Source organism: Micromonospora sp. NPDC049230, assembly GCF_040647875.1.
In the GTDB taxonomy this organism is placed as follows: Bacteria; Actinomycetota; Actinomycetes; order Mycobacteriales; family Micromonosporaceae; genus Micromonospora.
In genome coordinates this window covers 1-26,129 of sequence record NZ_JBEZCZ010000068.1, presented here as the reverse complement: position 1 = coordinate 26,129, position 26,129 = coordinate 1, and the positions used below count along the sequence as shown (strand labels likewise).

General features: G+C 70.4%; 24 protein-coding genes and 1 riboswitch. Of the genes, 11 read left to right on the top strand and 13 right to left on the bottom strand.

Translation table 11 applies throughout. The features are described 5' to 3' along the window. Positions 1 to 214: 214 nt before the first annotated feature. Entirely contained in the window at positions 215 to 937 is a 723-nt protein-coding gene (locus tag AB0A95_RS33190) for a FadR/GntR family transcriptional regulator (RefSeq protein ID WP_357076112.1), read from the bottom strand. An 8-nt stretch (positions 938 to 945) separates the two neighbouring features. Further along, positions 946 to 2,340, bottom strand: coding sequence for an enolase C-terminal domain-like protein (locus AB0A95_RS33185; RefSeq protein WP_357559709.1), 1,395 nt, complete (start codon positions 2,338 to 2,340; stop codon positions 946 to 948). A 549-nt stretch (positions 2,341 to 2,889) separates the two neighbouring features. Further along, positions 2,890 to 3,106: riboswitch (cobalamin riboswitch) on the top strand. A gap of 192 nt (positions 3,107 to 3,298) precedes the next feature. Here AB0A95_RS33185 and AB0A95_RS33180 point away from each other — a divergent pair. Continuing rightward, positions 3,299 to 5,617, top strand: coding sequence for a ribonucleoside-diphosphate reductase subunit alpha (locus AB0A95_RS33180; protein ID WP_357559712.1), 2,319 nt, complete (start codon positions 3,299 to 3,301; stop codon positions 5,615 to 5,617). A 53-nt stretch (positions 5,618 to 5,670) separates the two neighbouring features. Continuing rightward, the gene (locus AB0A95_RS33175) at positions 5,671 to 6,666 is read left to right on the top strand and encodes a ribonucleotide-diphosphate reductase subunit beta (RefSeq protein WP_357559711.1); all 996 of its coding nucleotides are present in this window, start codon (positions 5,671 to 5,673) and stop codon (positions 6,664 to 6,666) included. A 169-nt stretch (positions 6,667 to 6,835) separates the two neighbouring features. On the opposite strand, the gene AB0A95_RS33170 is transcribed toward AB0A95_RS33175, so the two are convergent. Both AB0A95_RS33170 and AB0A95_RS33165 read right to left on the bottom strand, forming a co-directional pair. Then, positions 6,836 to 7,141 carry a GntR family transcriptional regulator gene (locus tag AB0A95_RS33170; RefSeq protein WP_357559708.1) on the bottom strand — a complete coding sequence of 102 codons (306 nt, stop codon included), beginning with the start codon at positions 7,139 to 7,141 and terminating at the stop codon, positions 6,836 to 6,838. Positions 7,142 to 7,152: 11 nt separating this feature from the next. After that, on the bottom strand, positions 7,153 to 8,067 hold the full coding sequence (locus AB0A95_RS33165) for a MerR family transcriptional regulator (RefSeq protein WP_357559707.1): 915 nt from the start codon (positions 8,065 to 8,067) through the stop codon (positions 7,153 to 7,155). A 118-nt stretch (positions 8,068 to 8,185) separates the two neighbouring features. On the opposite strand from AB0A95_RS33165, the gene eno reads away from it, so the two are divergent. Together eno and AB0A95_RS33155 are read left to right on the top strand one after the other, a co-directional pair. Further along, a complete protein-coding gene (eno, locus tag AB0A95_RS33160) occupies positions 8,186 to 9,451 on the top strand; it encodes a phosphopyruvate hydratase (protein ID WP_357559706.1) in 1,266 nt (421 codons plus the stop codon). 121 nt (positions 9,452 to 9,572) lie between these two features. Next, on the top strand, positions 9,573 to 10,070 hold the full coding sequence (locus AB0A95_RS33155; protein WP_357559705.1) for an N-acetyltransferase family protein: 498 nt from the start codon (positions 9,573 to 9,575) through the stop codon (positions 10,068 to 10,070). A gap of 39 nt (positions 10,071 to 10,109) precedes the next feature. Here AB0A95_RS33155 and AB0A95_RS33150 read toward each other — a convergent pair whose 3' ends face one another. The 7 genes from AB0A95_RS33150 to AB0A95_RS33120 form a co-directional block, all read right to left on the bottom strand. Next, complete coding sequence (locus AB0A95_RS33150; protein ID WP_357559704.1) at positions 10,110 to 10,463, bottom strand: TraR/DksA C4-type zinc finger protein; 354 nt, start codon at positions 10,461 to 10,463, stop codon at positions 10,110 to 10,112. Positions 10,464 to 10,587: 124 nt separating this feature from the next. Next, positions 10,588 to 11,535: an ion transporter gene (locus AB0A95_RS33145; protein WP_357559703.1), complete on the bottom strand. Its 948-nt coding sequence runs from the start codon at positions 11,533 to 11,535 to the stop codon at positions 10,588 to 10,590. An 89-nt stretch (positions 11,536 to 11,624) separates the two neighbouring features. Beyond that, complete coding sequence (locus AB0A95_RS33140; RefSeq protein ID WP_357559702.1) at positions 11,625 to 12,035, bottom strand: hypothetical protein; 411 nt, start codon at positions 12,033 to 12,035, stop codon at positions 11,625 to 11,627. A 103-nt stretch (positions 12,036 to 12,138) separates the two neighbouring features. Continuing rightward, positions 12,139 to 12,873 (bottom strand): class I SAM-dependent methyltransferase, encoded by a 735-nt coding sequence (locus AB0A95_RS33135; protein WP_357559701.1) that lies wholly within the window; start codon positions 12,871 to 12,873, stop codon positions 12,139 to 12,141. 121 nt (positions 12,874 to 12,994) lie between these two features. Next, positions 12,995 to 13,336 (bottom strand): NAD(P)H-binding protein, encoded by a 342-nt coding sequence (locus AB0A95_RS33130; RefSeq protein WP_357559700.1) that lies wholly within the window; start codon positions 13,334 to 13,336, stop codon positions 12,995 to 12,997. 88 nt (positions 13,337 to 13,424) lie between these two features. After that, entirely contained in the window at positions 13,425 to 14,423 is a 999-nt protein-coding gene (locus tag AB0A95_RS33125; RefSeq protein ID WP_357559699.1) for an aminoglycoside phosphotransferase, read from the bottom strand. A 61-nt stretch (positions 14,424 to 14,484) separates the two neighbouring features. Next, positions 14,485 to 15,447, bottom strand: coding sequence for a helix-turn-helix transcriptional regulator (locus AB0A95_RS33120; RefSeq protein ID WP_357559698.1), 963 nt, complete (start codon positions 15,445 to 15,447; stop codon positions 14,485 to 14,487). Positions 15,448 to 15,866: 419 nt separating this feature from the next. Here AB0A95_RS33120 and AB0A95_RS33115 point away from each other — a divergent pair, with 419 nt between their 5' ends. The 3 genes from AB0A95_RS33115 to AB0A95_RS33105 all read left to right on the top strand — a co-directional run bounded on the left by AB0A95_RS33115 (position 15,867) and on the right by AB0A95_RS33105 (position 20,332). After that, entirely contained in the window at positions 15,867 to 16,529 is a 663-nt protein-coding gene (locus AB0A95_RS33115) for a hypothetical protein (RefSeq protein WP_357559697.1), read from the top strand. Positions 16,530 to 16,648: 119 nt separating this feature from the next. Then, positions 16,649 to 18,646 carry a Xaa-Pro dipeptidyl-peptidase gene (locus AB0A95_RS33110; RefSeq protein ID WP_357559696.1) on the top strand — a complete coding sequence of 666 codons (1,998 nt, stop codon included), beginning with the start codon at positions 16,649 to 16,651 and terminating at the stop codon, positions 18,644 to 18,646. A 186-nt stretch (positions 18,647 to 18,832) separates the two neighbouring features. Beyond that, positions 18,833 to 20,332 carry a phosphoesterase gene (locus AB0A95_RS33105; protein ID WP_357559695.1) on the top strand — a complete coding sequence of 500 codons (1,500 nt, stop codon included), beginning with the start codon at positions 18,833 to 18,835 and terminating at the stop codon, positions 20,330 to 20,332. 111 nt (positions 20,333 to 20,443) lie between these two features. Here AB0A95_RS33105 and AB0A95_RS33100 read toward each other — a convergent pair whose 3' ends face one another. Further along, the gene (locus AB0A95_RS33100; protein ID WP_357559694.1) at positions 20,444 to 21,025 is read right to left on the bottom strand and encodes a MarR family winged helix-turn-helix transcriptional regulator; all 582 of its coding nucleotides are present in this window, start codon (positions 21,023 to 21,025) and stop codon (positions 20,444 to 20,446) included. Between the two features lie 115 nt (positions 21,026 to 21,140). Between AB0A95_RS33100 and AB0A95_RS33095 the strand changes: the two genes are divergently transcribed. The 3 genes from AB0A95_RS33095 to AB0A95_RS33085 all read left to right on the top strand — a co-directional run bounded on the left by AB0A95_RS33095 (position 21,141) and on the right by AB0A95_RS33085 (position 24,735). Next, the gene (locus AB0A95_RS33095) at positions 21,141 to 22,730 is read left to right on the top strand and encodes an LLM class flavin-dependent oxidoreductase (RefSeq protein WP_357559693.1); all 1,590 of its coding nucleotides are present in this window, start codon (positions 21,141 to 21,143) and stop codon (positions 22,728 to 22,730) included. A 62-nt stretch (positions 22,731 to 22,792) separates the two neighbouring features. Next, positions 22,793 to 23,410, top strand: coding sequence for a helix-turn-helix domain-containing protein (locus AB0A95_RS33090; RefSeq protein WP_357559692.1), 618 nt, complete (start codon positions 22,793 to 22,795; stop codon positions 23,408 to 23,410). Further along, positions 23,407 to 24,735, top strand: a complete 1,329-nt coding sequence (locus AB0A95_RS33085; RefSeq protein ID WP_357559691.1) for an MFS transporter — start codon at positions 23,407 to 23,409, stop codon at positions 24,733 to 24,735. Before AB0A95_RS33090 ends, AB0A95_RS33085 begins: the two co-directional genes overlap by 4 nt. A 373-nt stretch (positions 24,736 to 25,108) precedes the next feature. Here AB0A95_RS33085 and AB0A95_RS33080 read toward each other — a convergent pair whose 3' ends face one another. Further along, positions 25,109 to 25,804, bottom strand: coding sequence for an alpha/beta hydrolase (locus AB0A95_RS33080; protein WP_357559690.1), 696 nt, complete (start codon positions 25,802 to 25,804; stop codon positions 25,109 to 25,111). A 147-nt stretch (positions 25,805 to 25,951) separates the two neighbouring features. Here AB0A95_RS33080 and AB0A95_RS33075 point away from each other — a divergent pair. Then, the coding region (locus tag AB0A95_RS33075) for a leucine zipper domain-containing protein (RefSeq protein WP_357559710.1) at positions 25,952 to 26,129 on the top strand (178 nt) is incomplete at its 3' end.

Sequence of the window (26,129 nt, the reverse complement as noted above, 5' to 3'; positions counted from 1 at the left end):
TTTCGTCCGGATACAACACCGGTATCCGGACGAAACCGCGCCTTGCCGGATCGCCGCCCGGACTCCGCCTCGGCACGACCGCCCTTGTGAAACAGGCCATCAGGGAGTGCGTTTCGGAGGTGCTGGCTGGTCCAGCACCTCCGAAACGCACCCTGGTGGTGACTCGCGCGTCGATCGCTGGTGCGCCCCGCAGCCCCGGGCCGGCGGCGGATGCTCAGAACCGCGTCGGCTCGACGGTGGCGTCGGCGTCGTCGGGTTGCCCGTGCAGCGACTCCTCCACCCCGATCAGGTGGTTGGCCATGCGGATCCGGGCGCGCTCCGGGTCGCGTGCGACGAGGGCCTTGAGGATCGCGACGTGCTCGTCGTGGGTACGCCGGTCCGCGCCCTCCTCGTGCAGACTCCGCCAGAGCCGCCCGCGCAGCGTGCGCCCGGCGAACGCCTCGATCAGCCCGACGAGCACCGGATTGTCGGCGTGCACCGCGATGATCCGGTGAAACGCGATGTCGATCTCCATGATCCGTTCGTGCTCCTGCGGAGACCGTCCGGCGATCCGGGCCGCCTCGTCGAGCAACTCCGCCGCCTGGGCGAGGGCCTCGTCGGTGATCCTTGTCGCCGCCAGGCGGGCGGCCTCGCACTCCAGCAGTCGTCGGACGATGTGGATGTGCCGGGTGTCGCCCTGGCCCTGGAAATCCACGACGAAGCCCATCGGGGCCAGCAGTTGCGGCGCGTCGAGGTTGGTGACGTAGGTGCCGTCACCCTGGCGGATGTTGACGATGCCGAGGATCGACAGGGCCGACATCCCCTCGCGCAGTGAGCCCCGCGAGACGCCGAGTGACTCGGCGAGATCCTTCTCGATGGGCAGACGGTCCCCGGGCTTGAAACGCCCTTCCAGGATCATCCGCTTGATGCCGTTCACCACCTCGTCGGTGCGCGACATGACACCCCCTACCGGCCGGCGGGGGTGGCCGCCCCACCCGCGATCACGTACGACTCCGGAGATGACACGGTAGTCGGGTCTGTCGCCGTCCAGTAGTTGCCGTCGGGGAACCGGTAGAGCTCGACCGACTCGGGGCGCATCCGGGTGGAGTAGCCGGGCTGGTGGGGCAGGACGTAACCGCTGCCCGTGCCGGTGTCCCGGATGACGCACGGGTCGGTGAAGTGCTCGTGCAGGTGGTCGACGAACTCGGTGACCCGGTTGGTGAGATCGCCCGAGATCGCGACGTAGTCGAGCACCGACACGTGCTGGACCATCTCGCACAGGCCGACACCGCCGGCGTGGGGGCACACGGGGATGTCGAACTTCGCGGCGAGCAGCAGCACGGCGACGATCTCGTTGATGCTGGCCAGCCTGCCGGTGTCGAGTTGGCAGAAGTCGATGGCCCCGGCCTGGAACAGCTGCTTGAACATCACCCGGTTGTGGCAGTGCTCGCCGGTGGCGACGCCGATGGGCGCGACCGCGCGACGGACGGCGGCGTGGCCAAGGATGTCGTCGGGGCTGGTCGGCTCCTCGATCCACAGGGGCTCGAACTGGGCCAGGGCCTTGACCCACTCGATGGCCTGACCGACGTCCCACACCTGGTTGGCGTCGATCATCAGGTTGCGGTCCGGGCCGAGGATCTCCCGGGCGATGGCGCAGCGGCGGATGTCGTCGTCGAGGTTGGCGCCCACCTTGAGCTTGACGTAGCCGTAGCCGGTGTCGACCGCCTCCTGGCACAGCCGGCGCAGCTTGTCGTCGCCGTAGCCGAGCCAGCCGGCCGAGGTGGTGTAGGCGGGGTAGCCGGTCCGGTCGAGTTCGGCGAGACGGGCGGCCTTGGTGCTCTCCTTGGCGCGCAGGATGGCCAGTGCCTCGTCGCGGGTCAACGCGTCGGACAGGTAGCGCAGGTCCGCGATGTCGACGAGTTGCTCGGGGGACATGTCGACGAGCAGCCGCCACAGCGGCTTGTCGGCGACCCGGGCGACCAGGTCCCACGACGCGTTCAGCACGGCGGCCAGCGACAGGTGGACGACGCCCTTCTCCGGGCCGAGCCACCGCAGTTGGGAGTCGGAGGTGAGCAGGCGGTAGACCGCGCCCATGTCCGCCGCCATCGTCGCGACGTCCACGCCGACGAGGCGCTGTGCCTGATGGACCGCCGCCGCGACGACGATGTCGTTGCCGCGACCGATGGTGAAGGTCAGACCGTGGCCCGCGAGTGGCGCGCCAGTGCTGTCGACGCCGTCGGTGTGCAGGACGACGTAGGCCGCCGAGTAGTCGCCGTCCTTGTTCATGGCGTCGGAGCCGTCAGCGGTCAGGGAGGTGGGGAAGCGGACGTCCTCGATGGTGACGGCAGTGATCTGCGGCATGCGCTCCTCGCCCGGCTAGGCTAAAGATCAGATGATCTCTGGGAGTATACGGAGGGTTAATCCGACACGTCAACGACGTCGATCACCCATGAATCCAAGACATCCAATGTTTTTGTCGTGATACGAATGCGTCAGCGCGCCGTCTTCCCGGCCGCCGCACCCGGTTCGGGGCCTCGGTGCCGGCCGTGGCGACATTCGGGCGCTGGTAGAAACCCCGCCGCGCGACGGCCTGTGTCGTTCCCGGTCTGTTGATGCGCGGTCGGCAGGATTGGGATAGTGCCCGCGAAGAGTGGATGGCGCTCCCGGAAGGTTGGATGTCCACTTCAGATTCTGACATTGACGGCCGGAAATAAATAGGGATCCTTACGTCTGAAGACTTAATACATCACACCTTTCCGCATGTCGGCACCTAGCTCGATGTCACGTCCGCGCGGCCCGCGCCGGCCGGGTTCGGCACGGGCGGCGCAAGCCCGTGACGACCATCACCAGCCACGGTGCCGACACGCCCGGGACCGACATGTGGGGTGTGACAACCGCAGCGTCCCTATATATGGTGTCGACGCAGCTGGTTCGGCCGCTCAACCGAGCGGTCGAGGCAAGAGGGAACCCGGTGTGAATCCGGGACTGTCCCGCAGCGGTGAGTGGGAACGACAGCCGTCATGAGCACTGGGCCACCAATCGGTCTGGGAAGCGACGGCCAGTAGGAGACCGGCGAGCCCGGTCGTGCCCGCGAGTCCGAAGACCTGCCAGCGCGCCGTACACCCGCACCCGGGTGGGCGGCGGTCCGAGGCCGCGTGGGACGGCCGACGCCACCTGACCGCGCCTGCCCGCGCGGCGTCCGATGGTGTCTGTCTCCACGCACCCGAAGACCATCAGGTCTCGAACTCGCGAGGAGTGAGTGGTGACAGTCACCGAGGTAGTCCCGGCAAGCGGCGACGCGGTCCTGCGGCGGACGCCGATGCAGGTCCGCAAACGCAACGGCAGCACCGAATCCGTGGACGTCAACAAGATCGTCCGGGCCGTCGAGCGGTGGGCCGACGACCTGACCGACGTCGACCCGATGCGCGTCGCCACCCGCACGATCAGCGGCCTGTACGACGGCGCGACGACTGCCGAGCTGGACCGGCTGTCCATCCAGACCGCCGCCGAGATGATCGGTGAGGAACCGCAGTACTCCCGTCTCGCCGCCCGGCTGCTCGCCGGCTACGTCGACAAGGAGGTGCGTCGGCAGGGCGTCACCTCGTTCAGCGCGGCGATCCGGGTCGGTCACGCCGAGGGCCTGATCGGGAACGACACCGCCGCGTTCGTCGCCGCACACGCCGCGATGCTTGACGACGCCATCGACACCGACGGCGACCGGAGGTTCGAGTACTTCGGCCTGCGCACCGTCTACGACAGGTACCTGCTGCGCCACCCCACCAGCCGGCTCGTGCTGGAGACCCCGCAGTACTGGCTGCTGCGGGTGGCCTGCGGGCTGTCCCAGACGCCGGACGAGGCGGTCGACTTCTACCGACTGATGTCCAGCCTGGCCTATCTGCCCAGCTCACCGACGTTGTTCAACTCCGGCACCCGGCACACCCAGATGTCCTCCTGCTACCTGGTCGACTCGCCGCGTGACGAGTTGGACTCGATCTACCAGCGCTACGCCCAGGTCGCCAACCTGTCCAAGTTCGCCGGCGGCATCGGCATCGCGTACTCCCGGGTTCGGTCCCGGGGCGCGCTGATCCGCGGCACCAACGGGCAGTCCAACGGGATCGTGCCGTGGCTGCGCACGCTGGACGCGAGCGTCGCCGCCGTCAACCAGGGCGGCCGGCGCAAGGGCGCGGCCTGCGTCTACCTGGAGCCGTGGCACCCGGACGTCGAGGAGTTCCTGCAACTGCGGGACAACACCGGCGAGGACGCCCGGCGCACCCACAACCTCAACCTGGCCAACTGGGTCCCGGACGAGTTCATGCGCCGGGTCGAGGCCGACGAGATGTGGTCGCTGTTCGACCCGCACGAGGTGCCCGAGTTGCCCGACCTGTGGGGGGAGCGGTTCGACGCCGCGTACCGGCAGGCCGAGGCGCAGGGCCGCCACGTGCGGCAGGTCCCGGCGCGGGAGCTGTACGGGAAGATGATGCGCACCCTCGCCCAGACCGGCAACGGGTGGATGACGTTCAAGGACGCCGCGAACCGGCTGTGCAACCAGACCGCCGAGGACGGCAACGTGGTGCACCTGTCCAACCTGTGCACGGAGATCATCGAGGTGTCCAGCGACGCCGAGACGGCCGTGTGCAACCTCGGCTCGGTGAACCTCGCCGCGCACCTCACCGACGGCGGCATCGACTGGGACCGGCTGCGCGCCACGGTCCGTACCGCGGTGACCTTCCTCGACCGGGTCATCGACATCAACTACTACCCGACCGAGCAGGCGGCGGCGAGCAACCCCCGCTGGCGGCCGGTCGGGCTGGGGCTGATGGGCCTTCAGGACGTCTTCTTCGCGTTGCGGCTGCCGTTCGACTCCACGGCCGCGCGGGAGTTGTCCACCCGGATCAGCGAGGAGTTGTACCTGACCGCGCTGGAGACCTCCGCCGACCTGGCGCGTCGCTTCGGCGCGCACCCGGCGTACGCGCAGACCCGGGCCGCGCGGGGCCAGCTCCAACCCGACCTCTGGGGTGTCGAGGGTACGCAGACCGCGCGCTGGGCGGCGCTGCGGGAACGGGTCGCGGCGGACGGGTTGCGCAACTCGCTGCTGGTGGCGGTCGCCCCGACCGCGACCATCGCCTCGATCGCCGGGTGCTACGAGTGCATCGAGCCGCAGGTGTCCAACCTGTTCAAGCGCGAGACCCTGTCGGGGGAGTTCCTCCAGGTCAACACCGCCCTGGTCCGCGAGTTGAAGGCCCGCGGTCTGTGGACCGACCGCATCCGGTCGGCGATCAAGCGCGCCGAGGGGTCGGTGCAGGAGATCGCGGAGTTGCCGGCCGGCGTGCGGGAGTTGTTCCGCACCGCGTGGGAGCTGCCGCAGCGGGCGCTGATCGACCTGGCCGCCGCCCGCGCCCCGTTCATCGACCAGTCGCAGTCGCTGAACCTGTTCCTTGCCGCGCCGACGATCGGCAAGCTCTCCTCGATGTACCTGTACGCCTGGAAGGCCGGGCTGAAGTCCACGTACTACCTGCGCTCGCGCCCCGCCACGCGGATCCAGCAGGCCACCGTCGCGGTCGTCGCCCCGGTGGCGGCCGACGCGGAGGCGCTGGCCTGCTCGCTGGAGAACCCCGAGTCGTGCGAGGCCTGCCAGTGACCCGCGCCGACACCACCACCGACACGAGCACCACCGACACGAGGACCACGCACATGCTGCTCGACCCCGGGATGGACCTCACCCTCCGCCCGATGCGCTACCCGCACTTCTTCGACAGGTTCCGCGACGCGATCCGCAACACCTGGACGGTGGAAGAGGTCGACCTGCACGCCGACCTCGCCGACCTGGACAAGCTGTCGCCGGCCGAGCGGCACCTGGTCAGCCGCCTGGTGGCGTTCTTCGCCACCGGTGACACCATCGTCGCGAACAACCTGGTGCTCAACCTCTACCAGCACGTCAACAGCCCGGAGGGTCGCCTCTACCTGTCCCGGCAGTTGTTCGAGGAGGCCGTGCACGTCCAGTTCTACCTCAACCTGCTCGACACGTACGTGCCGGACGAGACCGAGCGGTTCGCCGCCTTCGCGGCCATCGAGAACATTCCCTCGATCCGTCGCAAGGCCGAGTTCTGTTTCCGCTGGATCGACTCGCTGAACGACCTGCGGGAGCTGCGGACCCGCGACGACCGGCGGACGTTCCTGCTCAACCTGATCTGTTTCGCCGCCTGCATCGAGGGGTTGTTCTTCTACGGCGCGTTCGCGTACGTCTACTTCCTGCGCTCCCGCGGTCTGCTGCACGGCCTCGCCTCCGGCACCAACTGGGTGTTCCGCGACGAGTCCATGCACATGGCGTTCGCGTTCGACGTCGTCGACACCGCCCGCGCCGAGGAACCCGACCTGTTCGACGACGATCTCGCCGACCAGGTCCGGCAGATGCTCACCGAGGCCGTCGAGTGTGAGGTGCAGTTCGCCGAGGACCTGGTGGGCCAGGGGGTGCCCGGTCTGACGTTGGCCGACATGCGGGAGTACCTCCAGCACGTGGCGGACCGCCGCCTCGCCCAGCTCGGCCTCGCCCCGCACTACGGGTCGAGCAACCCGTTCGCCTTCATGGAGTTGCAGGACGTGCAGGAGCTGTCCAACTTCTTCGAGCGGCGGGTGTCCGCGTACCAGGTAGGGGTGGCCGGCACCGTAGCCTTCGACGACGACTTCTAGGGCCCGCGTCGCCCCACGCGTTCCGGTCTCGTCGATCATGGAGTTGTGGTGCCTGATTTGGTGCTGTGCGGGCACTTTGTCACCCACCACAACTCCATGATCGACGAGGCCGTGTGGGGTTGGCTTGTCGCCACTCCGTCTGGACGTGACGGTGCTGCGCTACTTTTCGTCAAACGATCAAGGAAGCGGCGCGCTCAGGTCTGGGCTTCCGCGACGTGACGCCCTTGCCTGGATGGCCATCGACCAACTCCCGGTCTTTGAGGATCGCCATGACCCGGCTGATGGCGGAGTTGTGCACGCCGTACTGATCGGCCAGCTCGCGGGTGGACGGCTGTTTCTCGCCCGGAGCAAGCTCAGGTGGGGCCAACGTCGTGAACGCGGGAGGGTGCCGCGGTGCCGATCGATGAACCGGTGAGTCGGGCAGACGAACTGTTCGCCGTGATGCGGACGCGTGATGCTCACTGGACTCGGGCACCTGACCAATTGCTAGGCGGCGACCGATCCGGGGGCCTGGCGTCGCTTGGTGAGCCACCGCATCACGTGCAGCGGGTGCGACGCCGGGTCCGGAATCGGGTGGAAGACGTGTTCGACCTCGCCGTCGGCGATGATCAGGGTCAACCGCTCGTAGAGCGTCATGTCGCCGGCGGTGCGGGTGGGCAGCCGCAGCGCGTCGGCAAGGGTCAGCCGCGGGTCGGGGATCAGCGGGTAGGGCAACCGCAACCGGTGCGCGAGTTCCCGCTGGTAGCCGGTCGACTGCGCGGACAGGCCGTACACCCGGGCCGCGCCGGCCACGCGGAGTTCCGCGTGGTGGTCGCGGAACCAGGCGGCCTGCTCGGTGCTGCCCCGTGCGCCGTGGACCTCCAACAGCCCGTTGGGCAGGTCGACACCCGGCCGCCCGGTCAGGGGGTACACGAAGACGACGGTGCGCCCGGCGCCGAGCGCGCCGAGATCGACCGGGCGGCCGTCGGTGCCGTAGAAGGACAGCTGTGGCAGGCGCGTCCCGACCAGCGCGGCGGGGTCGGCACCGACGGTGTCACCGCCGGGCACGACCTGGGTCGCGACCGCGTCGAGGCGGGCGTCCAGGGCCTCCCGCTGGGCGGTCAACCGACCGATCCGCTCCTGGAGGCCGGTGATGGTGCTGCGGTACGTGGCCACCGCCGCCGCGCACACGTCGGCCTCGTCGGCACCACCGGCGATCGACTCGACGAACGGGCGGGTCTCCTCCACGGTGAGGCCGAGCGCCATCAACTCGCGGATCTGGGCCACCAGCCGCACCGCGATCGGGTCGTACTCCCGGTAGCCGTTACCCAGCCTCCGGGGCACGACCAGCCCGGCCGACTCGTAGTACCGCAGGGCCCGGACCGTGGTCCCGGTCCGTCGTGCCAGCTCACCCACCCGCATCCCGCGACCCTAAACCCGCACCCTGGGGTACGGGTCAACGTGTCCATCGTCGCGGTGTCACGGCCGCCGTTTCCTGCCAGTCTGGCTGCGAAAAGACGTCGTGAGCAGGGAGTGTGTGATGACGGCAATCAGCCGGGTACGCGGTCGGCAGATCCTCGACAGCCGGGGCAACCCGACAGTGGAGGCCGACGTGGTGCTCACCGACGGCTCGACCGGGCGCGCGGCCGTGCCGTCCGGGGCGTCGACGGGGGCGAACGAGGCGGTCGAGCTGCGCGACGGAGACCTCACGCGCTTTCACGGCAGGGGCGTCACGACGGCGGTCGCCGCGGTGAACGGTGCGATCGCCGACGCGGTGCTCGGGCTCGACGCGGAGGACCAGGCGCTGATCGACGAGACGATGATCGCTCTCGACGGCTCGAAGGACAAGTGTCGACTGGGCGCCAACGCGATCCTCGCGGTGTCCCTGGCGACGGCCAAGGCGGCGGCGTCGGCGCACCGGCAGCCGCTCTACCGCTACGTCGGTGGCGTCGGGGCCCGCCTGCTGCCGGTGCCGATGATGAACATCATCAACGGCGGAGCACACGCCGACAACCCGCTCGACTTCCAGGAGTTCATGATCGCTCCGGTCGGGGCGCGGACGTTCGCCGAGGCGGTCCGGATGGGCGCGGAGGTCTTCCACACGCTCAGGGCGTCACTCGCGGCGGCCGGGCACAGCACCAACGTCGGTGACGAGGGCGGCTTCGCACCGACCTTCACCGACGCCGACGAGGCGCTGCGGTTCGTGCTGCGCGCCATCGAGGACGCCGGGTACGAGCCCGGCACCGACCTGACGATCTGCCTCGACCCGGCCAGCTCGGAGTTCTTCCGGGACGGCGTCTACGACTACGTCGGCGAGGGGCGTCAGCGCACCGTCGAGGAGCACACCGACTACCTGGTGGACCTCGTCGCCCGATACCCGATCAGTTCGATCGAGGACCCGATGGCCGAGGACGACTTCGCCGGGTGGAAGCGGCTGACCGCGTTGGCGGGGGAGCGCGTGCAGTTGGTCGGTGACGACGTCTTCTGCACCGACGTCGACCGGCTGCGCGCCGGGATCGACGGCGGTTACGCCAACGCGATCCTGGTCAAGGTCAACCAGATCGGTACGCTCACCGAGACTCTCGCCACTGTGGACGCCGCCCACAAGGCGGGCTACCGGGTGGTGCTGTCACACCGTTCCGGCGAGACCGAGGACACCACGATCGCCGACCTGGCCGTGGGCGTCGGCTGCGGCCAGATCAAGACCGGCTCGCTGTCGCGCTCCGACCGCACGGCCAAGTACAACCAGCTGATCCGCATCGAGGAGGAGTTGGGCGGCCGAGCCGTCTACGCCGGGCGCCGCTGAGAACGCCGCACCGCCCCCCATCCGCGCCGCGCCGCCCTGCAAGATCGCGTGGGGGGCCTGGAGGGGCGGATCTAGGTTCGGGAGTGCACAGTCTCTGATCTCTTCCGGAGGGAACCTGCTGATGGCTGACATCACCGTGCGACCCATGGCCGACACCGACGCCGACCGGGTCCTGGCGATCTACCAGGTGGGCCTCGACGCCGGCAACGCCAGCTTCGAGGTCACCGCCCCCACCTGGGCGGCCTTCGACGCGGCGCGGTTGACCGGGCACCGCTTCGTGGCCGTCGACCGCGACGGCGGCGTCGTCGGCTGGATCGCCGTCTCGCCGACCTCGACCCGCGCCGTGTACGCCGGCGTTGTCGAACACTCCGTCTACGTGGACCCGGCCGCCCAGGGCCGTGGCGTCGCCCGCCTGCTGCTGGACGCACTGATCACCTCCACCGAGGCGGCCGGCATCTGGACCATCCAGTCCGGGATCTTCCCGGAGAACACCGCGAGCCTCACGCTGCACGAGCGGGCCGGGTTCCGCGTGATCGGCGTACGCGAGCGGGTCGGCCGCCACCACGACCGGTGGCGTGACGTCGTCCTGCTGGAACGCCGCAGCCCGGTCATCACCTGACGAACCCACGGCACTCCTACCGGCCACCACCACGAGGAGTCACCGTCGGCTGGCGCAGGCGACACACGTCCGCGCCGACGGGCGGGCGACGAGCCGTTCGGCGGGGATCGGTCGGGAGCACCGTTCGCAGATGCCGTAGCTGCCCTCGTCGATCCGCCGCAGCGCGACGTCCAACTCCGCCAGACGTCGGCGGGCCGCGTCCAGGACGGCGGTGAGCTGCGCGCGTTCGAAGGCGATAGTGGCGCCCTCGGGGTCGTGCTCGTCGTCGGCGTTCGACGACCGGGACGCCTCGAAGAGGCTGCGCAGGTCACCCTCCAGGGCGGTGGCCTGCGCTTCGGTCTGCTCGCGCAGGCGCAGCAGGTCCTGACGGATCGTGCGGGAAACCCGGTCCATGACAGCTCCACCCTACTGCGGGATCACCTGAGGGTGCGGCTGTGCGGGGCGGAGAGGGCGGCAGCCTCGGCGGGCCGAAGCCCAGGTCGCGAAGGTGGACCTCGACGTCGGCGCGGGCGTCGGATCACCGTCTGGTGCGGGTGCCGTCCCGATGCGGCCGGCCGTGCCCGTCGTCCCGGTCGATCCGCAACTCGCGCTCCAACTCGGCGATGACCGCCCGCAGGTCGTCCAGCCGTTGGGTGAGCGCGATGCGGTCCACCTCGTCCGGTACGCCGTCGCCGTCCTCGTCGTAGTCGGGGGCCAGTCGTTCGGTCATCTCCAGCCGGCGTGCCTCCTCCATCGAGTTGACGATGACGGCGATGAGGATGTTGAGCAGCAGGTTGACGGTGATGACCACGTAGCTGACGTAGTAGAGCAGCGTCCACGGCGAGATGGCCATGCCCTGCTCGATGAGGTCCGGCAGCGTCTCCAGCGACAGCAGCACGAACAACGTCAGCAGCGACCTGCCGATGTCGCCGTACTCGTCCGGGTACCTGCTGCCGAAGATCAGCCAGCCGGCCATGCCGTAGACGTAGAGCGTCACCACGGCCAGGGCGAGGAACCCGGTCACACCCGGCAGGCTGCGCCACAGCGCGGAGACGATGGTCCGCAGACCCGGCGAGAACCGCACCAGCCGGACCATGCGGGCGACCCGCACGACGCGCAGCAGCGCGGGATCGCCGTGCAGGCCCGGTATGAAGATCGCCGCGATCACCACGAAGTCGAAGACGTTCCAGCCGTGCCGGAAGAAGTCCTGTGGACGCCTGCCGTACGCCGCCAGCCGGACGCCGATCTCGACGACGAAGACGGTGCGGAAGGTCAGCTCCAGCCAGTGCAGTGCGGTGCCCGCCGGAGTCAGGTCGTCGTACGTCTCCAGGCCGAGAACGACCCCGTTGGCGAGGATGACCACCACGATGGCGATCTCGAAGGGGCGCGACCCGGCGAGTCGGGCGCAGTGCTCGGCCCAACGGGATCGGTGCCGCTCGGGTGGGCCCGGCTCACGCCGCTGGGTGGGTACGGGGCTGGCGGGCATGCCCGCCAGCCTAGCCAAGATCAATGATCGCGGGCGGCGGTGCGCGCGCCGGGACGTGGATCCCGCTGCCCGCGTGGCCGATGGCCGGTTCAGGCCCGCGCTGCTCGGATGGCGTCCCGCAGCGGGGTGCTCGGCCGGCCGAGTAGCCGGCTGAGGTCGTCGCTGTCGGTCGCCAGCTCACCGAGGGCGATCGACGTGTCGAGCGCGGCGACGAACCCGGCGGTGCCGGCGTCGAGTCCGATGTTCTCCAGGGTCGAGGCCAGCTCGGCGGCCGGCAGGTCCCGGTGGACGACTGTGGTGCCGGTGACCCCCGTGACGGCAGCGGCCAACTCGTCGAAGGTGAACGCGGTGCCGCCCAGTTCGTAGACGGCGTCACCGTCCGCCGGGCGGGTCAGCGCCGCCACGGCGGCTCCCGCGTAGTCCGCCCGGGTCGCGGCGGAGATCTTGCTGCCACCGGTGGCACCGAGGATCGTGCCGGTCCGCAGGTAGGGGTCCAGCATGCTCAGGTGCTGCTCGCCAAGTAGGTCTGGACGGTCGCCATGCTGATCGTCCAGACCTACTTGGCGGATTGCAGAAGTTCGGCCCTCTGTAGAGGTGGCCGGCTCAGCGGGTTGGCGGGACGGTCGCCTGGGCCGTGACGGCGATATTCCAGGGGACGGTGCGACCATCGCTTGGTTGTGGCTGCCATGGCCGCAGGTTGGTGTCCAGCTCCTCGACGGCTGTCAAGCGGAGGGTGGGTTGTGCGAGGAACGCTCCGAGGAATGTTGTCAGGGTCAGGTAGCGGACGCCGACCCGGCTGCGCATCGGGTATGTGCCGGTCGGGTCACGGTGGATCTGCTCGTCGCCATATCCAGCGCTGATGCGTACCTCCTGGTTAGTGACCTCAGCGCGCCGGTCGCAGAATGCCCCGATGTAGGCCGGGTGCACGCCGAGGTAGATCAGCCGACCGCCGGGGCGGAGGATGCGCGTCGCTTCACTGATGGCGGCGGGGAAGTCGTCGATGTCGGTGTGGGTGTAGGTCAGGACCACGGTGGGCACCGAGGCGGTCGCGAGTGGCAGGCGTCGTGCGTCAGCTCGGATCAGGCGTGGACTGCGGGTTGCGGCGATGCGGAGTTGGTCGGCGGACACGTCGACTCCGAGGATCGTGTAGCCCTGTGTCTCTACTGCGTCGAAGTGCAACCCGGTGCCGCATCCAACGTCCACGCACATGGCGCCAGTGGGATCTGCCGGGCCGAGGAGACGGCCCACCAGTCCTGCCGAACCTTCCTCGTCACCGTAGGCGCGGAAGGTTGTGTCGTACCAGTCGGCGTGACCGTCGTAACGCGCGTCCATAACCATCCCGCCATTGTGGCGACCAGTGGGGAGCTGCGTGCGGGCTTGGTGGACACATCGGACATCTCGCCGGACAGCCCACCCATCGACGAGCATGCCACGCCAACTAAATCTGGACGCCGCCAGATCACCCGCCACAATGCCCTGGACGCCGCCACTTTGGCTTGGACGGGACACCGGCGAGCGTGGCCGCGTCGATGACCGCGGTGTGCTGGGCGACCCGCTGACCGGGAGTGTCGCCGGAGATGAGCAGCAGGCAGCGTACGCCGGCGACGGCACCGGGCAGCGTCGACGGGTCGTCGTAGCTGGCCTCGCGGATCTCGACCCCGCGCGCGGCCAGGTCGGCGGCCTTCCCCGGACTGCGGACGACGGCGGCGATCTCGGTCGCGGGTACGCCGGAGTCGAGCAACTGCTCGATCACCAGGCGGCCCAGCCGGCCGGTGGCACCGGTGACAGCGTAGGTGGGCATGGGGAACCTCCGGTCGGAGGGTGACAAATCGGACCCGGCGGGGCGTACCCAGAAATTCGTCAACGATGTCCTCGCGCGGGGTACGGCGTCAGAGCGGGGCGAGTGCCTTGGCGATGTTCCACTCGGCGAGGTCCAGCATCCACCGCCGGTTGGGGAAGTCCGTGGCAGCGATACGCAGCGGGCCCTCGATCAGGGACAACACCTGCGCGTACCGGTAGAGCTCGAGCCGGTGCGGGTCGAGTTCGACGGGTCGCAGCGCCGGGTACGCGTCGCCGAAGCGCATCTGGAGCCAGGCGTGCTCCCACTCGACGTCGAAGTACGTCAGGCCCTCGATGTCGATCAGGGCGGGTTCGTTGTCGGGGGTGACGAAAACGTGATCGGGTCCCAGTTCGCCGTGCACCAGCCCGTACGCCCGTCGCGCGGTGACCGCGCCGCGCAGGTGACGTACGTGGGCGGCGATCCGGTCGTGCGCGTCCGCGAGCCGCGCGTCGCGGGTCGCCACCGCGTCGAGATGGCCGAGTGCCCGGTCCGCGACGACATCCTCCGCGGATCGGGTCTGGGACGTCGCGCCGTGGGTGATGGTCGCGAGTTTGCCGTAGTGCGCGCCGAGGGTGGTGTGCATGCGGCGCAGGCAGTCACCGAGCGCGGACAGCGGAGTGGCGGCCGCGACCGGGTCGCGGGCCAGCAGCGCTTCGAGTGTCAGGTCACCGACGTCCTCGACGAGCGCGATGTCGGAGGGGAGATAGCGGCCGTCCCGGTCGAGCATCAGCAGCCGCGGGACGCGTACGTTGGCGGCGGTGAGGGCCGCATGGCTGATGGCGAAGAGGTCCGCGCCCGACGCGTCGGTGAACGGGTCGTCCGGGACGGTCGGCGACGCGGGCCAGAAGTTCTCGGCGGCTGCCCACACGTAGAGGATCACGGTTGTGCGGTCGTCCAGCCGAAGCCGGTAGACACCCTTCTTGCTGCCGCCGGTGAGCCGGTCCACAGCGGTGAGTCTCCGGGCGCTGCCGAACTGCTCCGCCACCAGGTCGCGTACATCATCGGCCCGCAGGAAGCCGCGCCCCGCAACCGATTCGTCCCTGGTCACCGCCGCCGGGACGGGGCTCTCCGGCGGTGTCCCGTACCCGTGGGGCTGTGCCCTTCCCGCCTCAGGCATGCAGCGTCTCGCGGGGCGGCACGCCGTAGCTGGCGTGGTAGCGGGCGGTGAACCTGCTGTGGCTGGCGAACCCCCATCGACTGGCGATCGCCGACACCGTCTCCTGCCGGGGGTCGGCGCGCAGCAGGTCGTGGTGCGCCCGGGCGAGCCGGATCCGACGCAGGTACGCCATCGGGGTGGTGCCGCGATGCCGACGGAACGCCAGTTGCACCGCCCGCAGGGAGACGCCGGCGGCAGCGGCGACGTCGGCCGCGCTGATGTCCCGGTCGGCGTACTCCTCCATGAAGGTGATCGCTCGCCGCAGCGTGGCGGTGCTGGCGTCGTGCCGGTCGGCGGCTGTCGGTTCGGTGAACGCGGTGTTCGGAAAGACCGCGAGCGCCGCGGCGGCGAGCATCCGCGCGGCGTTGCCGATCACCAGCGGTTGCGCGCTGGCGGTCGGGCTGTTCAACACGACATCGCTGACGAAGCTTGTGGTGTTGCGCCACTGCCGGGCGAGCGCCGCGTCGGCGGGACCCAGGTCGGTGAATCGGATCCGACCGGGCCGCCGGGCCGGCGCGGCGGTGGCCACCTGCTCCAGGACCGACAGATCCAGTACGCAGAGTTCCACCTCGCCGGGATGCCAGCGTACGGTGCACGGCTCCGCCGGCCTGGTGACGAGGAAGACCTCGCCGGGGCCGAACCGGTTGGCCGAGCCGGCACAGCCGCGATCGACGCGGGCGGTGCGGGTGCGGCCGAGGACCAGCCCGTCGAGGGTGGTGGCGCCGATGTCGAGTTGCCCGGTCTGGCGGGTGGTCGCCAGGGCGAAGGGGCCGGCGTCGACGCGGCGATGAGTGAGTCGATAGTTGTTCCTGCTGTGCAGGCGCAGTCTCGGGTCGTACGTGGCGGACAGGAAATCGTGAATGGCCGCCGGGTCACGGCTGTCGAACTGTCGGACCTGCACGGGTGTTGACGTCATCCGCTGTCTCCGTCCGGTGGAGGTACCGCCGGGTGGTGAACTGGTGCCGAGGGTCAGGTCGGGACGTGCCGGGGTGCTCGGTGGTGACCCGGTGTGTGACTGGCCGGCGGTGCAGTGAGGTGGAACGTCGCGAGCGGGACGGCAGCGACCGGTGGAGGTGGCGTCGGATCGGGTCGGTGGCGGCGGGATATCTGTGGATGGGAATATCACCATACGACAACCGCCGTCGGTCGTCTGACGAATCGCCGAGGTGTGTCGGCAGACCGACTTCGCTTTCCGACTAACCCGTCGGCGGATTCTGCGTCTGCTGTCCTAGCCGCCGTCGTGGGCGACAGCGAAATCTTGTTCATGATTCTCCGGGGGCGCCGCCGGGCGATCGGGCAGCCGCCGGGTGACCGGCCTACGAGAGGGGTTGAGCCTTGGACAGTACCGATCCTGACCGCGTCGTTCGACTGGCCGTGGCGGAGGCGCTGGCGCGGGTGGCCGCCGAGGACAGCCTGGGGTTGGGCGAGAGCGACGCGGTGGAGCGACTCGGGGTCGATCTGCGTGCGGTGCTACGCCGTGCGCTCGACAACCGGGTGCCGCTGACCACGCCGGACTTCGTCGACCTCTGCCGTGATCTCGGCCTGAGTCGTGAGGCGTTCGACCTGCTGGGGCACTACCTGATGACCGCGTTGCTGACCCACCACGTGGGACCGGACGCCCTGATCCGCGTCGGGGTGCTGCTGGGCACCGTCGGGCGTTACCTGCCGGGTGCCCGCCCGGTCGCGCACCGCAACGAAGGCCCGACGCCGCGCCGACGCGACGTACGCGCGGACAACAGCGTCGTCGGCCGGTACCGCCGTGCGAAGCTGCCCGAGCACCTTCCCAACCCACCGAGCTGGACCTGTACCGGATGCGGTCGGGAGTGGCCCTGCGCCACGAAGCAGAGCCAACTGCTGGCCGAGTTCGGTGGCGCCCGCACCGCCCTGGCGGTCTACCTGGGCTCCTGCCTCGTCGCCGCCGCCCAGGATCTGCCCACCGTGCCGCTGCCCCGGGTCCGGCTCCGGTTTCTCGGTTGGCTGCCCCGCGCCCGGATCTGAGCAGGCGCTCGGTCGCCCGGGGACTGTTTGTCCGGCAGCGGGTCCGCCGTGGGCTCTAAGCTAGACAAGCGTCGATTCGATGGAACGCTATACGTGTGTCGCTCCCCGAGAGGACATCGATGAGGTTCACGCCGTTGTCCGTCGGCACCCGCGCACGGGTCGCCGCCGTCCTGGCCGGCCTGCTGGTGACGGCACTGCCCGTGACCCCGGTGGTCGCTTCTCCCCGGGCAGCCGCCCCGACGGCGGCCGAGGCGGCGGCCCGGCACCGCCCCCGCCCGCCGCACGTGGTGGGCGACCAGACCGTCCCCGCCTACTCCTACGCCGACGCGATCCGGGAGAGCGTCTGGGTGCAGACCCGCGCCGACAGTGACGGCGACGGGGTGCCCGACCGGGTGGCGGTGGACCTCGTCCGGCCCCGGGAGGCCGCCGCCGCCGGGGTGCGGGTGCCGGTCATCATGGACGCCTCGCCCTACTACCTCTGCTGTGGTCGGGGCAACGAGGGCGAGACCAAGACGTACGACGCGGCCGGCGTGATCGCCAAGGTCCCGCTCTTCTACGACAACTACTTCGTCCCGCGCGGGTACGCTTTCGCCGCCGTGGACCTGGCCGGCACCGCCCGGTCGACCGGCTGCGAGGACGTCGGCGGCCCGGCCGAGGTGGGCAGCGCCACGGCGGTGATCGACTGGCTCAACGGGCGGGCTCGCGCGTACGACGCCGCCGGGCGGCCGGTCAGCGCCGCCTGGAGCACCGGGCAGGTCGGCATGATCGGCAAGTCGTGGGACGGCTCGGTCGCCAACGGGGTCGCCGCCACCGGTGTGCCGGGGCTGGCCACCATCGTGCCGATCTCGGCCATCTCCAGTTGGTACGACTACATGCGCTACCAGGGGGCACGTGTCACCAGCGACTACCCCGGCTACCTGCACTCCGTCGTCAACGGCCGCCCCGAGGCGGCCTGCGCGCAGATGTTGGCCCGGCTGCGCGCGGACAGCGCCGACGAGACCGGTGACTACAACGGGTTCTGGGCGCGGCGCGACTACCGGCCCTCGGCCGACCGGGTCCGGGCCAGCGTCTTCGTGGCGCATGGCCTCAACGACCTGAACGTCACGACCAACCAGTTCGCCCGCTGGTGGCAGGAGTTGGCCGAGCAGGGTGTGCCCCGCAAACTCTGGCTGCACCAGACCGGCCACCAGGACCCGTTCGACGTTCGACGCGCCGAGTGGGTGGCCGCCCTGCACCGCTGGTTCGACTACTGGTTGCAGGGGCTGCCCAACGGGGTGATGGACGAGCCGCGGGTCGACCTGGAGACCGCGCCGCGTACCTGGACGACCCAGCGCGACTGGCCCGCCCCCGGAACCCGGGACGTGCGGGTGGCCCTCGGCGTCGGCGACGGCGTGACCGGCACCCTCGGTGGGCGCGGCGCGCAGCCGGGTCAGGAGCAGGCGTACGTCGACGAGTCGTTGTTCGAGGACGAGCTGGTCGCCGCGCCGAGCACCGCGACCGCCGGGCGGTTGGTCTTCCTGTCCGGCGTGCTGACCAGCGCGCTGCGCATCTCCGGCAGCCCGTCGGTGCGGCTGCGGGTCCGGGTGGACCGGCCGACCACCGAGCTGACCGCCCGGCTCGTCGACTACGGCACCGCCGAGCGGGTGTCGCTCGCCGGTGCGGGGGGCCTGCGGACGCTGGACACCGAGTCCTGCTGGGGTGCCTCCACGGACATCGACGACGCCTGTTACCGGGACACCGAGGAGGTCACCGAGGTTTCCGACCACGCCGTGTTGGCCCGGGGGTGGCTCGACGCCGCGCACCACCGTTCGCTGCGGTTCACCACACCGCTGCGGCCGGACCGCTGGTACACGGTGACCATCCCGCTCAACGCGTACGACGCGGTGGTGCCCGCCGGGCACGTGCTCGGCCTGGTGTTCGGCCAGAGCGACCCGCAGTTCACCGACACCACCGACCGCGACGCCACAGTTCGCGTCGACCTCGGCCGCAGTGCGCTGACCCTCCCGGTCACCGGCCGTGCCGGGCTGCCCGCCGTCGATGTCGCACCGCCGGTGGTCACCGCCCCGGTCGACCCGTCGGCCGCCCGGACGCCCCACGGCACCCGGCAGGTGCCCTGACCGGCCCGGCCGGATCGGGCACGAACTGCGGTCGAGCGGTGACCCGCTGCTATCGTCAACAGGTCTTTTGGCAGGTCAGGCCTGGGTGTTCATCGTGGACCCGCTCTGCGTACGACGGATGTTCACGACGTTCTCCGAGGCTCCTTGATCGAAAGAGCATTCGCTTGATCGAGGAGAGGCCCTCAGGTGCGAGACAAGCAGACCGAAGAGACCGAGCACACGCAGTTGTCCCGGCGCAAGCTGGTCAAGTACGCGGGTGTCGGCGCGACGCTGGCCGCGGCCAGCCCGCTGGTCGGTGCCAGCACGGCGTGGGCCGACGAGGACCGTCGGCCGGGCGACGGTCGGGGCAACTCCAGGAACCGGGTGTGGCGTGCCGGTGACCACCACGTCCACTCCGAGTACAGCGGCGAGTTCGACACCACGAAGAGCCCGATCGTCTTCCACAAGGGCGCCGACGCGGTCTACCCGATCGTCACCAACGCCATCATGGCGAAGAACTTCGGCCTGACCTGGGCCATGTGCACCGACCACGGTGGGCCGACGCACTCCAAGGTGAACATCGAGCAGGCCTACCCCGACCTGCTGCGTTCGCGCAGGCTGGTCCCCGAGGTGTTGCAGTTCTGGGGGATGGAGTTCGACGCGCCCTCGTTGGACCACCACACGCTGATGATCCCGCGCCATGACGACGAGGCGAAGCAGCTCTTCGAGTTGGAGAGCCGGTTCGCCAAGTACGACGCGTTCCCCACCGACCCGGCCCGCGACACCGAGGCCAGGATGGTGGAGTTCCTCAAGGTCGCCCGTGGTATGCCGCACAAGCCGCTGGTGATCGCCCACCACGCGTCCCGCTCGGCGACCGGGCTCGGCGTCTACGGCCAGGACACCCCGCGTGAGTTCCGCAACGGCAACAACGCCGCACCGGACGTCTACATCGGCTTCGAGGGCGCACCCGGCCACCAGGCCGGTCCACTCAACGGTGGCAAGCGGGGCGGGTACGGCAACCACCCCACCTACGGCGGCTTCGACCAGATGACCGCCCGGGTCGGCGGACTGTGGGACTCGCTGCTCGGCGAGGGTCGGCGCTGGTGGATCACCGCGACGTCGGACTCACACGTGCACTGGACCCGCGGCGGCTCCGACTTCTGGCCGGGCGAGTACAGCAAGACGTACGTGCACGCCCGCCAGGACTACGGCGACATCATGGACGGTCTGCGCAACGGCCGGATCTGGGTCACCACCGGCGACCTGATCCGCACCCTCGACATCACCGCCAGGTCCCAGGGCCGGACCGCCGAGGTGGGCGAGACCATCACGGTCAGCCGTCGTAGCCGCACCGATGTCGAGATCGAGGTCAGGTTCCGTCCGCTGGGCGGCGCGAACGCGAACGGGGACCGTCCCGACGTCCGTCGGGTCGACCTGATCGTCGGCCAGATCACCGGCCCGAGCGCCAGCCTGGACGCCGACACCAACCCCACCACCAAGGTGGTGGCCCGCTTCGGCCCGCGGGACTGGCGGCGCCACGGCGAGGAGTACGTCATTCGGCACACGCTGCGCAACGTCGAGGCCGACACCTACGCGCGGGTACGGGGCACCAGCACCGACGAGGCCGAGCCGCTCGCCGACGGGCTGGAGAGCCCGTGGGACGACCTGTGGTTCTACTCGAACCCGGTGTTCGTGCACGTGCGCTGATCTTCCAGGGCGGCGGCACCGCGGGTCCGGCCGGCTCCGTTCGACGTACCACGTCGGGGGAGCCGGACGGGCCCGCGTCGCGTTTCCTCCCGGTGGCGGCCGTCCGCCGGGTCAGCCGGCGCCGCGACGACGGCCTCGGGCGGTGGCGGCCCGCCCGCCGTCGCCGGCCTTGGGCGCGGTTTGGGGCGGCGCGGGTTGCACCTGCGACACCACCTCGCACAGGTCACGCAGCGGGTCCATCGCCTGCGCCGAGCAGGCGACCCGCTGGAGCAGTGCCCGCAGCGTCTCCGACTCGGTCGGTGTGAGCGCCCCCAACAGGTGCGACTCGACGTGCCGCAGCGCCACGCGCCGTTGCTCCCAGGCGGCGCGGCCGACGTCGGTGACGTCGACCAGCCGGTTGCGCCGGTCGGCCGGGTCCGCCCGACGGGCGACGAACCCGGGCCGTTCCAGATCGTCGATCAGGTAGGTGAGGACTGTGCGGTCGATGCCGAGCTCCTCCGCGATCGCACCCTGGTTTCGCGCCGGACCGGTGCTCGCCGCGGTGAGCACCTGGTAGCCGCGGGGGCCGCCGGGGAAGTCGCTGAGCGCGTGGTCGGCCGCCCGGACGTAGCCACGGAAGACGATCCCGAGCATCCAACCCAGGTCGTCGTCGAGCGGATCGGGCCGGTCCGGCCGGTGAGGGGCACCCGTCATCCCCCGACAATAGCGCAGTGACAAATACCTTGTTGGCAGAAGATGTTCTGCGTGACATAAGGTTGACGCCAGGCGCATCGTTCGAGGCGTCGGATGACATTCGGGAGGCGCACAGATGAGCGACTACGGCCACGACCTGCTCTTCGGATCGTTCGTCACCCCGCGCGGTGACGACCCCGGCCGCACTGTCGACGTCGCCGTCCTGGCCGAGCAGGTCGGTCTGGACCTGGTCACCTTCCAGGACCACCCGTACCAGCCGGCATTCCTCGACACCTGGACGTTGCTGAGCTTCGTCGCGGCCCGCACCAACCGCGTCCACGTGGCGGCGAACGTCACGAACCTGCCGCTGCGCCCACCGGCGGTGCTCGCCCGCAGCGTGGCCAGTCTGGATCTGCTCAGCGGTGGCCGGGTCGGTCTCGGCCTCGGCGCGGGTGCGTTCTGGGAGGCCATCGAGGCGATGGGTGGCCGACGCCTGACCCCTGGGCAGGGCGTGCGCGCGCTGGAGGAGGCCATCGAGGTCATCCGCCAGATCTGGGACACCGAGGCGCGTGGCGGAGTGCGTGTCGACGGCGAGTTCTACCGGGTGCGAGGCGCCAAACGCGGGCCCGCCCCGGCCCACGCGGTGCCGATCTGGCTGGGCGCGTACAAGCCGCGGATGCTCCAGCTCACCGGCCGCCGGGCCGACGGTTGGCTGCCCTCGCTGAGCTATCTCCAGCCCGGTGACCTGGCCAAGGGCAACGCGGTCATCGACGACGCCGCGCAGCAGGCTGGCCGTGCACCGCAGGCCGTGCGGCGGCTGCTCAACATCGCCGGCCAGTTCTCGGCCGTCGGCCGGGGCCCGCTGGACGGGCCGGCCGAGCAGTGGGTGCGGGAGTTGACCGAGTTGGCGCTGGGGGAGGGCGTCAGCGCGTTCATCCTGGCCAGCGACGACCCCGACGACCTGCGCCGGTTCGCCGGCGAGGTGGCCCCGGCGGTTCGCGAGTTGGTCGCGGCCGAGCGTGCGAGGGGTGCGGCACCGCTCGGTACGCCGGAGCCGGGGCGTGCGTCGGAGCCGGAGCGATCGCCGGAGCCGGCGGCGCGGCCGAGCCGCGCGACGGTGACCGGCGGTGCGTTCGCCGTGGTGCCGACCCCCGACGACGGCGTGCGGCGCAGCGGCCAGCAGGTCTGGGACGAGTCGACCCGCCCGGCCGGGCCGACGCCCGACCCGGAGCGCACGTACACCCCGCACGAGCAGGCCACCGGCGCGCACCTGGTGCAGGTCCACGACGGCCTGCGTGCCGAGTTGGCCCAGATCCACGACCTGATCGAGCAGGTGGCGGCCGGTGAGATCGACGCCGGTGCGGCCCGGTCCCACATCAACACGATGACCATGCGGCAGAACCGGTGGACGCTCGGCGTCTACTGCGAGTCGTACTGTCGCATCGTCACCACCCACCACACCATCGAGGACCAGTCGCTCTTCCCCCGGCTGCGGGCACGTGACCCGCGACTCGGCCCGGTCGTCGACCGGCTGGAGCAGGAGCATCACGTCATCCACGACGTGCTGGAGGGCGTGGACCAGGCACTGGTCGCGTACGTCGGGTCTCCGGACGGTCTCGCCCAGCTGCGGGCGGCGGTGGACCTGCTGACCGATGCCCTGCTGTCGCATCTGAGCTACGAGGAGCGTGAGCTGGTCGAGCCGTTGGCGCGGTTGGGCATCGCCTGATCGTCTTCGGCCCCGCGCCGTTGCAGGTTGCCGAACCTGATCTGAGAGACTACTTTCGAAACATGTCTCTCAAGAATCCGTACGGGGATTTTGAGATCACCGAGCCGCAGGCGTTGCGGGCACTGGCCCATCCGGTGCGGCTGGCGATCCTCGAACACCTTCAGCGACACGGCCCCGCCACGGCGACCGGGCTCTCACCGCACGTCGGTGCCACACCGTCGGTGGTCAGTTGGCACCTGCGGCACCTCGCGACGTTCGGTCTGGTCACCGACTGGGATGGCGCCACCAGCAAGCGGGAACGCTGGTGGCAGGCGGTTGCCCGAGGCTTCCGTTTCACCCCTACCGACAGCGTCGAAGGTCAGTCCGCCAGCCACCAACTGCGCGGCGAGATGTTCGCCCGCAACGCCGACGCCCCCCAGCAGTGGCTGCTGCACGAGGAGCCCCGGCTGAACCCCGAGTGGCGGGCTCTGGCCGGCATCGCCGACACCCGGTTCGTGGCCACCGCCGACGAGCTGCGACAGCTCGAGGAGTCGATCGAAGAGCTGATCGCCCCGTACGTGCGGCGCAAGGAGGAGTCCGCCCCGCACGGCGCGCGGATCGTCCGGATGCTGCGCTACCTCCTGCCCGAGGCCGGCGACGACGCCTCGGCCGAGTCCGGCGACACACCGGCCGCGTCGTGAACACCGCCGGCACCGGCACCGCGAGTGCCACCGCCGCCGAGACGGTGCGCGCCCCCGGCGCTGAGGCGGTGCGCGCCCCCGAGACCGTGCCCTCGCCGGCCCTGCTTCGCGACCGGCGGTTCCGCACCTTCTGGTTCGGTCAGACGATTTCCGACTTCGGTGATCGGATCAGTGAACTGGCCCTGCCGCTGATCGCCATCTTCCTGCTCGCCGCGACCCCCGTACAGGTCAGCGTTCTCACCGCGTTGATCTGGCTGCCCAACCTGCTGGGCCTGTTCCTGGGCGCCTGGGTGGACCAGCGCACCCACAAACGGCGTCTCCTGATCATCGCGGACCTGGTCCGGGGCGCGGTGCTGCTCAGCCTGCCGGTGGCCTACCTGTTCGGCGCGGTCACCCTCGGCCAGCTCTACCTGGTGGCGCTGCTCACCGGCTTCGGCGCGGTGCTGTTCGCGATGGCGCGTCAGGCGTTCTTCGTGGCCCTGGTGCCCCGGTCGGCGTACGTGGAGGCGAACAGCAAGCTGAGCATGAGCCGGTCGCTGTCGTTCATCGCCGGTCCGGCCGTCGGTGGTGGACTGGTCCAGGCGCTGAGCGCCCCGGTCGCGATCGTCGTCGACGCGGTGTCCTTCCTCGGCTCCGCGCTGCTACTCAGCCGCATCCCGGTGACCGAGGTTCCTCCGCCGCCGCGTCGTACCTCCACTCTCGGCCTGGTCCGTGAGGGGCTCGTGCTGGTGCTGCGGCATCCGGTGCTGCGTGCCGCGCTCGGCTGCACCAGCACCGTCAACTTCTTCACCTTCATCTCCGGCGCGTTGTTGGTGCTCTACGCCAGCCGCAACCTTCACCTGTCGGCCGGCGCGATCGGCGTCGCCCTGGGATGCGGGGCAGTCGGCGGGTTCGCGGGCGCGGCGCTCGCGCCACGGATCTCGCAGGCCATCGGCCTGGGCCGTACCGCCATGATCGGCGCGGTGCTCTTTCCCGCGCCGCTGGCACTGACCGCGCTGCTGTCCGGCCCCACCTGGACGAAGGTGGCCACGCTGGCGGCCATCGAGCTGGTCTCCAGCGTCGGGGTGATGCTGATGGACGTCAACCTGAACGCCCTGCTCACCGCCGTGACACCCGACGACGCGCGAGGACGCCGCGCCGGCGCGTACAGCGCCGTCAACTACGGCATCCGACCGCTCGGCGCGCTTGTCGGTGGCACGTTGGGTACGACCATCGGGCTGCGACCCACCCTGGTCATCGCCGGCCTGGGTGGCGTGCTCGCCGTGCTGTGGTTGCTCGCGTCACCGATCCGCCACATCAGGACCCTGGACGACCAGACGGCCTGATCGACCCGGGTCGGCTCGCCCGGCCGTTGCCGGGGCGCTGGTCACCGCATCGACCGGTTGGGGATCGGCCCGCCGGCGCGATCGGAGGCGGTGCCGGAGAGGGCGCCACCCGGACGAGCGATGCCTGTGAGTCATCATTATGACTCGCAGGCATCGCGCCGATATCGGTGGTTGACCCGCAGGCTGCGGTCGGTGTCCGGGCCAGCCGTGGCCGGTGGGCGCCACGGGGTCCGGCCGCCGCTGTGCGACGCGGGGCTACCGCCGCCGTGCGCCGCAGGGTCCAGCCGGTGTGCGCGGCGGGCTGCGGTGCGTGTGCGGGAAAGTACGGCCACCAGCGGCCGTTCCGGTGGAGGTCGGGCCTGCGTCGCGCCGGTCAGCTGGTCTCCGCCAGCAGCAGGCCGGCCAGCTCGGTGGGCTGGGAGATCATCGGCCAGTGACCAGTCGCCATCGTGACAAGTCGCCAGCGGTCGCTGGTCAGCAGCCTGGCCACTGCGTCGTTGGGCTCAGGCCCGTCGAGCAGGCACTTGATGTACGTCGCCGGGAGCTCGCCCAACGGTCGGGTCAGCACGGCCGGCTCGCTCAGCGTGGCACCCGGGTGCGGCGTGGAGCCGTCGATCAGGCGGGTCACCTGCTCGTCGGTGAGCCCCTGACCGTCGAAGTCGGCAGCGCCGAGCGGCGGCCAGTAGCCGCCATTGGCGGCGATCACCGACTCCAGTGCCGCCGGCCCCTGCCACCACTCGGACACGAACGACGCGCCGTCGACCGGCACTTCCGCGTCGACGAAGACCACAGTGGTCAGCCGGTCACCGATCCGCTCGGCGGCCTGACCCACCGGGATGCCCGAGTAACTGTGCCCGACCAGCACCACGTCGCGCAGGTCGCGGCGCTCGACCTCGTCGACGATGTCGTGCACGTGGGTCTGCTGGCCGGCGGCCACGCCCTGCTTGTCGGCGAGGCCGGAGAGCGTCAACGGGTAGGCGTCGTGCCCTGCCGCACGCAGTGGCGGGACCACCTCGGCCCATGCCCACGAACCCAGCCACGCCCCCGCCACCAACACGAAATCCGCCATGGCCGGCACCCTAGCGCCGCCCTGTGACAACCCGGCGGCTAGCTGTACTGACCACGGACGTTGGTGACGGGGAGATCTTGAAATAGGTGAGGGCCTTCGGGTTCGGTGTGGATTGCGACGTCCTACCCCGAACCAGCGGAGGCCCTCATGCCCCACCGTAATGCACCCTTGTCCGAGACCGGCCGGCTGCGGCTGGCTCGCTGTGTCGTTGACGACGACTGGCCGCTGCACCGGGCTGCGGAACGGTTCCAGGTCAGCCCTACCACCGCGAAACGGTGGGCCGACCGTTATCGCGTCGAGGGCGTGGCAGGGATGGCTGACCGAC